Source organism: Arsenophonus sp. aPb (assembly GCF_029873475.1).
GTDB lineage: Bacteria > Pseudomonadota > Gammaproteobacteria > Enterobacterales > Enterobacteriaceae > Arsenophonus.
In genome coordinates this window covers 461230-475907 of record NZ_CP123499.1, presented here as the reverse complement: position 1 = coordinate 475907, position 14678 = coordinate 461230, and the positions used below count along the sequence as shown (strand labels likewise).

8 protein-coding genes are annotated in these 14678 nt (G+C 40.6%); all 8 read right to left on the bottom strand.

Annotated features, from left to right (window positions below):
• Positions 1-262 precede the first annotated feature (262 nt).
• The gene (locus QE177_RS02035) at positions 263-3913 is read right to left on the bottom strand and encodes a transporter substrate-binding domain-containing protein (protein WP_280551104.1); all 3651 of its coding nucleotides are present in this window, start codon (positions 3911-3913) and stop codon (positions 263-265) included.
• Positions 3910-4536: a response regulator transcription factor gene (locus QE177_RS02030; RefSeq protein WP_280551103.1), complete on the bottom strand. Its 627-nt coding sequence runs from the start codon at positions 4534-4536 to the stop codon at positions 3910-3912. Before QE177_RS02030 ends, QE177_RS02035 begins: the two co-directional genes overlap by 4 nt.
• An 18-nt stretch (positions 4537-4554) precedes the next feature.
• Complete coding sequence (locus QE177_RS02025; RefSeq protein WP_280551102.1) at positions 4555-5793, bottom strand: hypothetical protein; 1239 nt, start codon at positions 5791-5793, stop codon at positions 4555-4557.
• Between the two features lie 104 nt (positions 5794-5897).
• Positions 5898-8444, bottom strand: coding sequence for a type VI secretion system ATPase TssH (tssH, locus tag QE177_RS02020; RefSeq protein ID WP_280551101.1), 2547 nt, complete (start codon positions 8442-8444; stop codon positions 5898-5900).
• Positions 8441-11908, bottom strand: coding sequence for a type VI secretion protein IcmF/TssM N-terminal domain-containing protein (locus QE177_RS02015; RefSeq protein WP_280551100.1), 3468 nt, complete (start codon positions 11906-11908; stop codon positions 8441-8443). The genes tssH and QE177_RS02015 overlap by 4 nt, the downstream gene beginning before the upstream one ends.
• Positions 11909-11925: 17 nt before the next feature.
• On the bottom strand, positions 11926-12549 hold the full coding sequence (locus tag QE177_RS02010) for a DotU family type IV/VI secretion system protein (RefSeq protein ID WP_280551099.1): 624 nt from the start codon (positions 12547-12549) through the stop codon (positions 11926-11928).
• Positions 12550-13947, bottom strand: a complete 1398-nt coding sequence (gene tssK, locus QE177_RS02005) for a type VI secretion system baseplate subunit TssK (protein ID WP_280551098.1) — start codon at positions 13945-13947, stop codon at positions 12550-12552.
• A gap of 75 nt (positions 13948-14022) precedes the next feature.
• Positions 14023-14670 carry a type VI secretion lipoprotein TssJ gene (locus QE177_RS02000; protein WP_280551097.1) on the bottom strand — a complete coding sequence of 216 codons (648 nt, stop codon included), beginning with the start codon at positions 14668-14670 and terminating at the stop codon, positions 14023-14025.
• Positions 14671-14678 lie beyond the last annotated feature (8 nt).

The window sequence follows — 14678 nt, the reverse complement described above, 5'->3', positions numbered from 1 at the left end:
CCCAACTCGATGCTAGATGAAATATCGCGTCGAAAATAATAAGCCATGCAAATAAAACCCTGTAGCAGATTAGATTACTCGCCAATCTCTCTGCTGCAGCCTACACAAAAATGCGAATTAATCGAGATTAACGAACATAATAACCAGGGGGAAATTTAATATTCCCCCCCCTTTCTTATCAATTTAATAGTTACAGACACTATAATATTATGAAATAGATTAATACTATCTCTGTGATCAACAAATTACTGCTATTATTCCGCTATATCATACTATTATCAGATAACGCTGTTGTATTCGTTTTGGCTAGATCATTATGCTCATTTAAACGCCCATTAACCGCCGCCCGAAAAGTGTCTGTATAGTAAAATAGTGTTTCTAAGGTTTGGCTATCACCACAAAATCCTCCCTTTTCAATCCGCCAACAAACGCGTAAAGCCGGCTGATAGCATAATAAAGCGAATACCCCTTTCATCCGATGCACATGTAGTGACAGCGCTTCCTCATCAATCGTCGTTGATCTTAAATTATGTAGTGTGGCCAGATCTTGTTCTATTCCTTCCAAAATTGCTTGGAGTAATTGATATTCTTTCTGTTTATCACCGCTAGCCAAGGCACTGATACCATCAAAACTGAGTTCATTTTGTAAATTAACTCGCTGATAATATCGAGCAATTTCCGATAATAAATGATCTTGTGTTAAAGGTTTAACCAGTACACCATCCATACCCGCAGCCAGGCACAGTGATAGCTCTGAACTAAATGCATTTGCAGTACACCCCAAAATAACTTGGGCCGGCAAGTTACGTTGCGCTGATGATGCTCTTAATACTTTGGTTAATTCATAACCATTCATCACTGGCATCTGACAATCCGTTAATACCATATCAAAATAATTTTCTTCCACCAGCGTTAATGCTTGCTCAGCACCTTCAGCAAGGGTTACCCGATGTTGGGAAGAAGCCAATTGTAGAGATAGCACTTGCAGATTGGCTGGTAGATCATCCACTAATAAGATATTGAGTGATTCCTGCTGGATAATACTGGTAGGAGAAGCTTCCTCTTCTTGCAGCTCACTCTGTTTTAACGGTAAATTCATATGTGCCAATGTGCCACCACCCGGAGCCGCTTCTAACGTGAGCGTGCCATCCATTAGCGCCATTAATTGGATTGATATTGGTAATCCTAACCCTGTCCCCCTTGAATCCGCTTCCACTTGGACATAAGGCTGTAAAATTTCACTATACATATGTTCTGGAATACCACAACCGGTATCTTGCACATATAAGGAGAGCATTTCCGTTGCACTATCCGTTGTGCGTTGTATCCATGCCCTTAACGTGATAAAACCTTCATCAGTGAATTTAACTGCATTACTGAGCAAATTATTGATCACTTGAGTAATCCGGGTCGCATCAAGTAGATAATAATTTTGCTTGGGGATAGTTAATTCAAGCGTAAAACCTAATCCTTTATCCTGTGCAATGGCACAAAAAGGTTCTGCACACTGTTCCAACAAGGCATACAAAGCAACCGGCTGTAAATTCAATGTCACGGTGCCAGATTCAATACGGGTGAAATCCAAAACATCACCGATCACACCCAGTAAAGAGTTAGCAGCCCGACTGGCGGTATGCAAAGGCACATTTTCCGGTAATTGTCTGACTTCTAATTCCAATATACCAATAATGATATATAATGCCGTGCGGATCTCATGGCTAATATGCGCTAAAAAAGCCGATTTTTCATTACTTGCTCGTTTCGCCTTATCACGTTCTGTGCGTAATTCTCGCGCCAATAATTTTCGCTCGGTAATATCAAACCAGCCACCAATTATACCCTGCACAATTCCTTCTGCATCACGGTAATGCTCTAACCATAAATAGACTTCTCGCGTTTGACCTTGAATAGAAATCGAACAATCAGAAAAATAGGCGGGTGCACCGGATAAGCAACTAAGAAATTGAGTGAATATTTCTACTTCGTCATCGGGTCGAAAAAAACCTTGTGAAAATAGCGAATGACCAATGATCCTCTCACGTGGCAAATCCCCCATTTCATGTAAAAACCATGGATTGGCAGCCGTAATATTCATGATAGGATCACAGACAAACATCGGAGCAGGGATCGTATTGAACAACGTTTCCCAATAAGCTAATGAGTTCTGTAACGCGGTTTTTGCCGCTTTACGCCTTCTGATCTGACGTGTTAACCAACTACCCCAAAATATTGAAGTAATTGAGATCATGGATAATAAACTACCCCAAAGAATTATCCAAGAGGAGAGACGTAATACGCTATAAGAAGTGAAAAAAGTGACCGGAGATAACCATTTCTGATGTAAATAACGCAGATCTTTTGGCGATAATGCATCAATCGCTTTATTCAAAATATTAACTAAGGGTGCATAATCAGCAACCACTGCATACCTGGCATGTAATAAGTCTCTATTGAGGGAGTTGATTAATATAGAATCACCATAACGACTCGATTGAAGATAGTTTGCACTAACAAAATTATCTAACGCCGCATCAGCCGCGCCCGCCAAAACCATTTCAATGGCCTTATCCATATTTTCAACTTCAATCAACTCAATATCAGGCTCGTGGTCAAATTCTGTCAATAATATGTGACCACGTACCACTACAATTTTTCGATGACGTAATTGTTGCAGGCTTTTAGGTGCATTGCGGTAATTGCGTGTGATCATCACCCATTCAAAAGAACTATAGGGATGAGAAAATAGTAACCACTTTTTGCGTTGTTCATTGCTCACTAATGACAGCGCCATCTCCGCATTACCCTGCTGTAGATTATCGACAATGTCGGCTGAGTTATCGACAGTGATTAAATTAAAATGTACACCGGTTTTTTCACCGACCAGACGTAAAATATCGATACTCATGCCGATAATTTGACCATTGGCATTCTTATAGGAATAGGGCGGTGAATTGTGTTTTACCACCACATTAATAACAGGATGGCGTAACAACCAGTTCTTTTCCTCGCGTGAAAAATTAATATTTTCACTATTTAATACTGGAACAATGCCAGCAATCCAGCGTTCATAAACAACATTTTTAATGGTTCTAGATAGTTCGTTTAATGCTCGATTAACATCCTCCATCCATGGATCATTTGCACGGACAATAAAATTGTTTTCCAATGTACTGGCATAATCGACATGATGCCAAACTAGAGAGGAAGGCAGTGAACGAAAGGTAAACTGATAAGCCATTTGTGCTTGTCCACTAATCAAAGCATCTGCCTTATCAGCCAATATTTCCTGTAATGCTTCTTGGGTTGATTTGACAATTGTAACTTCACGATAGGATTGGCGAATTTTATCCAATACTTCCCGCGGTTCTTCATGGGCAACCAATACACGTAATTCATCCGCTTTATAATAGATTTTTTCTTTTTTTATCAGCATCACCAGTGGTTGGATTAATATTGGTTTACTTTCATTTCCTTTACGGACTGTTGCTGATAATGAAGCCGAGGTTTGAGCTAATAACTGAATATATCCTTCATCTAATGCTTTTTTTGCCTGCTGGTAATTGTCAAAGACCCGAAGTTGAATCGGTATTTTTAATAATCTTGATAATACGCTAAGATAATCTGCATAAACGCCCTCGATTCTACCATCCCAACGATAAATGACTAAAGGTTCACTAGTAGAACGGACAAAACCCACAATAAGCGCGGCTGGTTTATCCTTAAAATTATCGACAAAAGTAACTTTAGGCAAAAATAATCGTTGCGCTATGTTAGAATAAAAACCAACCTCTTTACCCTCAGCGGGAATTGTCTCGCCAAATGAATCATTACTCAGTGAATGACCAAATACCGGTAAAGCAAAAAACCAATACCATCCCCCAAATAAAAGGGCTATCTTTTTTCTTCTGCTCACCCACTGAGCCCCACCTGTTGCAAATAATTATATAATGCGGCATCGTTTGGAATATTAAGTTTCTTCATTACACTCTGTTTTTGCGAACTAATAGTTTGCTTAGTGCGAAAAACTTTGGTCGCAATATCATTAACGGTTAATCCTTTTGCCAATAAACGTATCACTTCTAACTCTTTAGGCGTTAATATCCGAGCAAGTTGATCAATAGGGGAGCTCAGAAAGTCAGAACTAATATAAGGCTGTTCCTGACCTGCTGTATTATAAAGTCCTTTCTCAAGTTCACTCGCTAAACTGCTTTTATTCAGGATCGCTTTGACATGATAACGCGAAAGCATACTGATAATATTTGGCTCATTAACCATCGTGATCACCACGATAGGTAAAGTTGGCCAATTTTGGCGAATATGACTTATCATACGTAGACCATCCATATTCTTGTCACCCGGCATAATAAAATCCGTTATCAACATATCTACCGGTTTAGTTTGCAGCAAAGATAGCAACCCACTGACATGATGTGCCTCACCAACGATCTGATAATTTTCTGGCATACTTGCAAGGATCATACGTAATCCTAGTAAAAATACCGGGTGATCATCAGCAATAATAACTTTTTTACTCATAGGTCCCTCAGATCATTTTTAAGGTGAAATTTCATATAACAAACCTTCCATTTCTTTGCCTCTATCTCCTTGACGCAAAATCAAAGCAAGGTGGGCTTCATTAAATCCACCTTTACCATCCGACAACCGAATTTTTAACACTTTAGGTTTGCTACACGCTGACAACTTAAGCTGTTCAACGGCTTTTCTGTCATCCAAATGGATCCAGGCAACGAATAACGCCCATGAGACTGGCATAGGATAATATTTACGCCATGTTTTGAGGTTATACCAGGTAATATGCTCATCTTCTCGGCTTAATAAAAATCGATGCATTACATCAAGTTCTAAGATGCTATAAGCTAATAGGAATCGGGCTTTATAACGAAATAACACATGATATAAACTGCGCAAAAAACCTGCTAAAAATAGGGCAGGAAAGGCTAACAGTACGCTACACCACTGCATTAAATCTATTATCGATTGACGTCTTATTTCATCGCCTTCATTAAAACTTGGCATATTAAGTAACGGTAATAAGACAAAACCGACTGCACACAGTGATAAAAAAGCACTAAGTAGCAATAAATTACAACTCAGCGAAAGCAGAATAGTAATACTGACACTGGCTAACAACAACCAGGCAATATAGGGTGGAGATATAATAGAAAGTACCGGATAAAATATCAAACTGGTTATTATGGCCATCCAAAGTAATATTATTAGCCAATGTGTTGTCCGACAAGGTAATTGAGGAGTACGACAAAAACTATAAATAACCAGAAAACTTAACGGTAAATAATTCAATATATAGACGACTATTCTTTCCAAAGGATCATATAAATCAAAGGACAGATCAGATAAATAAAATATTAAGTTGGTAATAAAACATCCTATGCCGCCAACAACAACATTTATCAGAGTAAAATTAAGTATTTGCCAGGCATTACGGGGCATATAAGCAACACCATAGAAATACTGCCAAATAAATGCTGCTGCTGCCAAATAAAAGCTATCGGTCGTGGCAAATATTAAAGAAATCGTTACCGACCGACCTGATAATTGACTAGCACAAAGGTCTACCAGAAATTCTGTTACCAACCATAAGAGCCAATAACGAGGCGGCGAGATACATAAAACGCCGACTAAAATACCCGCAGGAAACCAAATTAATGGATAAAGACTGCCAATATTATGCGTTTCCAGACTTAATAAGGCTAATCCCAGTTCAACAAAAATAAAAATTAACCAATACAGTGATATTTCCAACGTCTTCATTATATTATTCTAATTATATTGCCTATTATTTTGATAGAAATTATACCAATCAACAAAAAATACCAATAAATTATTTATCTTTGGTTATTTATATTTATTACTGCTTATTTATCTGACGATATAGCGTTGAAGCATACCCTATTATCTTGCACATCCAGATAAATATGGGATCTATTGACCATATCCCCAGACAAAAGACTATCTGATAATAAGGGCAATACCTGCTGCAATAATAAATTATCAATTTCTCGAGCACCACTTTCTGCTATTAAGCAATGACCTGCCAGATATTCTACCAAGCTATCAGAGTAACTCAGTAGCAACTGAGTTGCCTTCTCAAATCTTACAACAATTTTGGCCAATTTATGCCGGATAATTTTTTGTAAAACTTCACCTTCTACCGGTAAGTAAGGGATTACTTGTAAACGTCCTAGGAACGCGGCAGGGAAAAAACGTTTCAACTCAGGGTGTAAAAATTGCTGAATATCATCCAGTTCTGCTGATCGAACCGTATCCCCTTCTTTCACTCCTTGCCGCATCGCCCGCATGATTAATTCAGAACCTACATTTGAAGTTAAAATAATCAAGCTATTGCGAAAATCGATACGTTGCCCTTCTGCATCCTCCATTATACCTTTATCAAAAACTTGAAAAAATAACTCCAGCACATCTGGGTGCGCTTTCTCAACTTCATCTAATAAAATCACACTATAAGGGCGTCTTCGCACAGATTCAGTAAATACTCCACCCTGCCCATAGCCGACATAACCTGGTGGTGCCCCTTTTAAACCAGCAACCGAATGCGCTTCTTGATATTCTGACATATTAACGGTGATCATACTTCGCTCACCACCATACATCTCATGGGCTAATGCGATTGCTGTTTCTGTCTTTCCGACACCTGACGGGCCGACTAACATAAAAACACCGCAAGGTTTCTGGGGATCTGCCAGTTGTGCTTTAGCAATGCGTATTTGACGGGCAATCTGCGCTAAAGCATGATCTTGCCCCATAATTCGGCTAGCTAAGCGTTGCTCAAGATTAATGAGTACATCACGTTCATTTTCCACCATTCGGCCCAATGGAATGCCTGTCCAGCCAGAAACAATGTCCGCCACACAAGCTGCATCGACACAATCAAATACATAGGCATGTTGTTGATGCCTTGCATGTAATTCACGCCGTAATGGGGCAATTTCTATCTCATTTTCACCCGCTGCTTTGATTGCCTGCACCAGACGTTGTTGCTGGTAATATTCGGGTAATAGCGCATTTAGCGAAGTTTGTAACTGCTGGATATGACGGCTGATATTTTCATGCTCAGGGGAACCTTCGCGCAGAAGTGATTGACGTTCAACATTTCGCTGCGCCAACATTGCCCGCAGATCTTCTATAGGTCCGGGCTCACCACATTGAGAAATAGCGACCCTTGCGCAAGCACTATCCAGCAAGGTAACTGACTTATCTGGTAATTGGCGACCAGTAATATAACGAGCTGCTAATTGGACCGCTTCCGTAACTGCGCTCTCTAAAATTCTTACACCATGATGTTGTTCCATCATCGGCACCATAGCACGCAGCATGGCGATGGCAACTTCCTGTGTAGGCTCATCCACTTTGATCAGTTGGAAACGACGCGCCAGTGCCGCATCTTTTTCAAAATATTTTTTGTATTCCGCTTGCGTCGTCGCGGCGATAGTACGCAGTTCCCCTCTGGCTAACGCCGGCTTTAATAAATTTGCCGCATCATTTTGTCCTGCTTGGCCACCTGCGCCAATTAAGGTGTGCGCTTCATCAATGAATAAAATAATTGGTAACGGATAATTTTTTACTTCATCTAATAATTGTTGCAAACGATTTTCAAATTCGCCTTTGATACTGGCACCAGCCTGTAATAAACCAAAATCTAGCGTAAATAGTTCTACATTCGCTAGCGCGGCCGGAATATTCCCGGCCACAATACGTTGCGCCAATCCCTCAACTAATGCAGTTTTACCAACCCCTGCTTCTCCCGTGAGTAATGGATTGTTTTGCCGACGACGCAACAAGATATCAATCAGTTGACGGATCTCTTTTTCTCGTCCGAGTACCGGATCCAATTTATTGTCACGCGCTGCCTGAGTTAAATGGTGAGCATATTTCATTAAGGCCGATGCTTGATCTTTAGCATCAGAGGGAGTAATAGGTTGCTGCATCATCATTTCAACGGCTTTGTCCAATAGCTCACCATTAATTTGCAGTGCTTGTTGTAGATATAGTGGTAATCCCTGATGCAATTTACGTTCTGCCAGCAAAGTAGCCAATAATAATAAGGGTGATAGTTTATCCATCTGCCAGCGGATAGTGGCATACATCCAGGCACTCTCTAACCAATCCGTCAGCATAATAGAAAATACTGGCGCTCGATGACATCCGCTACGCAATTGAGCTAAAGAAGATTGACAAGCTTCTAATAACTTCAATGCATCCCCATTAGCGTGATAACAGAGCTGTTCCACTAATTGGGTCTGTTTTTCTAATAAAATTAGTAGTAAATGCTCACTCTCTATCTCATGGTGAGTGTGACTAACCGCTAAACTGGCCGCACTATCCAGACACTCACGTGCCGGCAGCGAAAGATTATTAATAATCTGTTTTAAATTACTGCTCACGAATTATTCCTTATTTCATACCACAAAGTAGTAATTTCTAATGGTAACGATGACAACGAACCCTTTACGGGTACCGCTGGCGCATTTAAATTTAGCAATTGTTGATCTAATTGTTGCAGTTGTTGTTGCTTATCCCTTTGTTGTTTTAGCTGCTGTGACCAGTGTTGGTATAGTGACAGCGCCTCTGGCGCACCATCTAACAGATAACGTACCGTGATACGCTTAATGCCTAATGATGTTAATGCGGTATATTGTTGGGTAAAATCTTTCGCATTAAAGATCAATTCTCCTTGAGATAGTGCTCGAATAAATCGAACCATATTCTCTGGCCCACTATAAATTTGCGTTAGCTGAAAGCCAGGAAAATCAATATCAATTTTTATGCGTTGGCACCATTGCGGATGCCAGCGCATGGTTGCGCTATCATTAAAATTGATACTATTAATTTGCTGAATTTGTTGCTGACAATCTAAGCTAATGCGACTACCGATGGGTAAAACTTGTGCTTGCCGATTAGCACTTGCCGGCTGACTCGTGAAGGTTAACATTGCCCATTGACTCTGCTCAGCATCTCTTTCCCCACTCTGCCGAGTTTGCAATAACTCACGTTGCTCCTGTAACCGTCTACGAATATCCGCACTGGCTGGCGCTAAATCATTAGGTCGCACAACCTGACGAATAAAATGCAAAAATGCCTCATTAACCGGAAAATTGATCCCGGCTAGAGAACGGCGTGAGATCCCTTGGCCATTGATATTCAATGCATAATTAGCATGTTCTTTGATAAAACGCTTACTATAATCAGACAAGCGCACCATCTGTTCTGTTGTCGTTAATAGCTGATCATCATTGGCATTATTCATTGGCCAAATAACCTGGCTATCCCACTGCTGTTGTAATTTCTCAGCCGCACTAAAAAACGCAAATCTTACTAACAAACGCTTATCACCCTGCCATAAATGCCGTAATAGTGGTTCACGCTGCGCCATGTTTTTAACCTGCAGTGGCTGCCACCATAAATCAAATTGATTAGCGAGTAGGCGTAAATTGCCGTTTTGCTGATCATGCTCTTCGCCAAGAGAAATTTTCACTAGCTGTTCTGCTTCATTATCCCCCAATAAGGCATATTGAACGGTTTTTTGCAGCATTTGACGCCAGGTTTGATAACGAAATAGCGCGTGTTGATCAACACGAATAGAAATTGGTGGTAAACGCCCAAACTTAGTTTGGATAAATCGACGCCAAACACTTTCTTGCATTGACAACTGCTGCAAAAAATTGCCTTTTGGCAAGTAGTTATGTAATTGCCACAAAGACAATTGATCCCTTAGCCAAGATTGTTGCTCTGATTGTGGAATAGAGGCACTTTCTATTGCCAGGCGATTAAAAAAGCGCAAATAAGGACTGGCATTTTGCGCCGTATCAAACATTAATTGTTGCCAATTACTTTTACCGCGGATGTAACTTTCTGCTTGTGGCATCGCCTGTGCCAAGGTTAACCAAGCGGATTGATATTGTTGATGATAGTTGCTGATAAACTGACTTCGCCGCTGGGAAAAGAGGGCGGTATCATTAACGGCTAAGGCTATTTCATCCAATAATAGCTGTATTGCTTTTTCTCCGTTTTGGCTATAAATCGCCTTAACCTCGGCTGACAATTTTTGTTCATTATTCCGATCTAGCGGCCAAAAATCTGCCAGGGTAACTTTGTCACCATTATCAACAATATTATCATCCAACAACCATGACCAATGGTTATCTTTTTCTAATAGTTGCTGTAACACTGACTGCCATTGAGATATTGCTTGCTGCGCTTGACCGGTACGATACTGCGCTAAACGTATGGCAATATACTGATCTTGCGATACAGCGGCCGTCACTCCCAGAAGTTGAGTTGCCGACCAGGCAGGAAGCTGCCTCAATTGCACTAAGCTGGCACCTTGACTCATTGCCTGCTCACTATTAATAAAACGGACCAAATTTAGAATAAGATGACGCTTTTGTTGATGATTACTGTTAGCAAAACGGGAAGCTAGATTATTAATAACTTGGTTAGGATGATAATTTTTATCTGTTAGCAGATATAAATATTGTTGCGCAAGATATTGACGCAACAGATAACGCAGCGGTGAAAATAGATCTATCCCACGCTCCTGCCATGCCTCAGCTTGCTGATAACGATCATAACGACATGCCAAGGCACTCTTTAAAGGATCGCAAGCTAACTTAAGCATATCTTCATAAGCGATCCATGATGATCGCGCCACGCCAAACAGTAAGCTAAAAATTAATAAACTATACAACGCGCGACGCCGCCAAAAACGAGCGTTAAGCAGGAGCTGTTTTTTGCTTTTTTGGTCAGGCAATATTTTTTCTAGTAATTGCTGACTAAATAAACTTTTCGTTCCAGGCTCATTATCGTTATTTTCTATTGCGCTAAAAAATAAACCACATAATAAACTATGTTGCTGGTAATGATCAGGAGCAAACAGGGCCTGAAAATACTCTTCCAACGCCGGCTGCAGCTGCCTAATCTGTTCAGGCAATATCAGTAACTCAGCGGGTGGTGTAATACGATTATCATTCAATTGGCGCAAACAGGTGATCTTTAACGCCTGAACAACTGAATCTAACGTGCTATCTAACGCACCAATAAAATTACTATCTAACCCTTGGTCAATCATGCCACCTAGCACCTGCTGCCGCTGCTGCTCAGATAATTGACGACTCCATAGATGGAATCCAGGTAAGCACTCACTATGAGTAACTACCACCCATATCGATAAACGATAACCCAAGCGTTGCTGTAAAAGTGCTAATTGTTCACGCATCAAACGCGCCGCCTGAAAACGCATTTTATTATTAGCATGCAACAATAAATCCATGGGTAGACAAAGGACGATACCGGTAGGCGGTCGAACCTTGGAAAACCAATAGATTAAGCGTTGCCAAGCCTGGCGATACAATGGTCTATCCGTTAAAAAATAACTGGACATAACCAGATACATAGCACGCCGAAAAAACCACCAGCGACAACTAAATTGCCGTTCATTTATCGAATGATTTTGCAAGCTCACGAGTGAAGGAATTTGGCTATCAGCTAATAACCCTTGTTGGCCAGCCCCTTGCATACCTAATACCACATACCATGGTGGAGCATATTCTCGCCATGTTAACCACCAGCGTTTTTGTATACTTGCACCACGCTTCCAGTGGTGCCATAACTGGCGTTCCAGCCGGTTACTGCCATAGCGTTTTTTTACCAGTTGCTGTTTTAGCCATCTTTGTATTTTAGGAATAACTAATACACCGACATATATTATTAGCAGACCACATAAACAGCCTAAAAATAACCATAGTGCCATTAGTGTTGGCCATGACCACCAGGCAACCATCGCAAAACACAAACATAAGAGACTTATCATCAGCAATAATATACCGACGATGCAAAAAAACTTTTTCATTCCTACTCTCTTATTTTTTAAGTAGCAAGATTAAAAAGGCAGACCGAAGCGAGCAAATACAAGGCTAATATTATGCTGATAGCAAGACACCGTTCCCATCCTTTGCTCATAATAGGTTGAGCATGATTGTCTGAATAATTAAATAATATTGGCATCAAACTCAAATCTTTATTGGTCATAAACTGGCGAAGATGATTGGGTAAATTATCAATCTCCTGATCAATAAGATGATGTAACGCTATTTCGCCATCGGTAGCATAACGGCCGCGAAAACCACACAGCAAACAACAAAGATAAACCAACCTAGCTTGGAAACGATCGATTGACATCGACTTTAATCGCTCAAAAAAGGTTAATCCGCCCAAGGTAGAGTCATAACTTAGCTGTTGCAGCGATGAAAGGCGCCATTGTTCGAGCCATTGAGCGCCAGCATTTAATATCATCTCATCAACCCAAACCAACACGGCAAAATGTGCATCATCGATATCTTGTTTGTCATAACCCTGCATCAGTGCATTTTCCTGTGCCTTAACTAACATCGTTTTTACCGTTTCTCGTAATGTATCGCTATATTGTTCAGTTTGTTGCACAATCAACAGTACTCGGTGAAAAACTGGCCTATAAAAATCGACTAAGTACATCTAGTAACTCCTGGCCAATATCAAATCTATCTGTAAATCTTCCGGTGCTTCTGGCCAATGCAGTATGATATTGCCGCTGTTTTTAATTTCTTCCCAGGCAGGACTATGCTCTTCTACCTTGAAATAACGGCTATTCAATTTTTGGGGTAACCCTTGCGGTGGGATAATTTGATAATGAAGCCGTACCCCAGCTAAAGAGCGAGTAATGATGGTGTCGATCTGACTTTTGGCTGCCATTTTTATCAACCTATCGTCAGGCACTTCATATTCCTGCTGAACAAATTGTTCTGAACGCATGACTAAATAAATAGCAACATAGTTTTCTTGCGGCGCCAATCGCCAATTGGCAGAAAAATAACCTTCACTCTGTTTAGCGAATGAAATAACGCTATCCTGCTTGATCATCAAATTATCTAGTAATCTCATAATCTTACGTTCACATAACTTCAGGCTTGCCGCAATATCATGATGATCATAACTAGGCGCAACGGTGTTATCCCATTGGCATACGCCGTTAAATGAGCAAAGATCAGTAAAACAAGTGAGTTCAGCTATCAACTCTTTTAATAGGCCGACTATTTTCCATGGATGAATATCTTGCGCTTCCTTATAATGCTGCAATCGAATGACATAACGCGACAAGGTACGCATTGCTAATAGTAAAATATCTTTTCGCTGGTTTAATTCACCGCTCTCCACCATCGGTGGTCGTTTAAATTCTTCAAATTGATGAAGACGTCCAGTTAGTTCTAAACATAAATTATCAATTCGCTGCCATAACCAGGGCACCGCTTTCAACGTCATGCTTGGCGGGAAGTAATCACTATCCCATTCAATACCCTTAGATCCCTGACGTAATCGACCTATCGGCAATAGCGTATAACCGGTTAATTGCGCTATTTCGTCGTGTAGAAAAAAGCGTAAGTTATATGACATCTGCTGTAGCTGAACTTCAGTACCATTACCATACAGATCTCTGATGGGCTGCTCCGTCGGCCAACTGACCCAGCGCGTTGTCTGTTCAGTGATCTCACTGGCTTTTGCCACACAAGTAACATTATTTTGATTATGACTAATCTGTCTTAAGCCAATATAAACCAGTACTGATTTTTCTCTTACTTGCCAGCAATCTCGTAATGAACGAGGAGCAACGATGGCATTGACATTACAATCAGCATAAACACCATTTGGCAAGATAAATTGCCCTTCATAAATACGTAATTCTTCATCATGTAATGCAGCTTGATGAAAACTGATATTTATTACCCCCCAGGCCCAAGGTTGGGTCAATAATTGATAGCGAGCACGCCAATATTCATCATGTAGTTGCTGTGTTTGTAAATGCTGCGGTTGTAAATACAATCCGCTAAACCAATATATGGGTTTATAATCAAGCATAATTTTTCCCTAAAATATCGCTGACAACCGCTGGATATCTCATCGCTGCACGCTATGTTGCGCAATTTTAACTAGTTATCTTATGATAGATTTACTCGCTTTTCCCGTTGCCGATTTGGAGGGAAAAACGACATCGTCACTCGGTCGTCTAATCGATTTATTACTGCGAACAATAGTCGCCTCACCTAGCGTAATTTCAATATTGATGGGAATAAAATGGGCTTGCCAACGCTTATTCCACCAACCCTGTGAGCTTAATTCGACAGGAATAGAAAAAATCCGCGCATGCCTCTCATTCGGCAGCGGATAATAACCCGCTATCAATGCCACATAACGCGCTTGCTCTACGCGATCAAGATGTAATGTCACGCGTTGTCCCGGCATCATGACATAGCTATCCAATTTAAGAATATTTTCACTACCGCCGGCGCGAGCAAAAAGATTGCGTAACAACGAAGGATTATTTAATAAACCTTCTAACTGGTCACGCCTTTCGGCTTGAATAATCAGTACCGTACAACTATTGGGTACTCGATTAAACGCATTCAATTGCGGATCTGCTATCATATCAATATTAATTGCATCGCTAGCAAAGGTGGCTAACGCTTGTTCGATCGCTGTTTGACGTTGTTGTTCGGTAGAATAAGGTGAATTGCAACCCGTAACATTTCCCATTAGAACCAATATGACTAGCAAACGAAGGCAAATTTTGGTTCGATTCATGTCTTCAT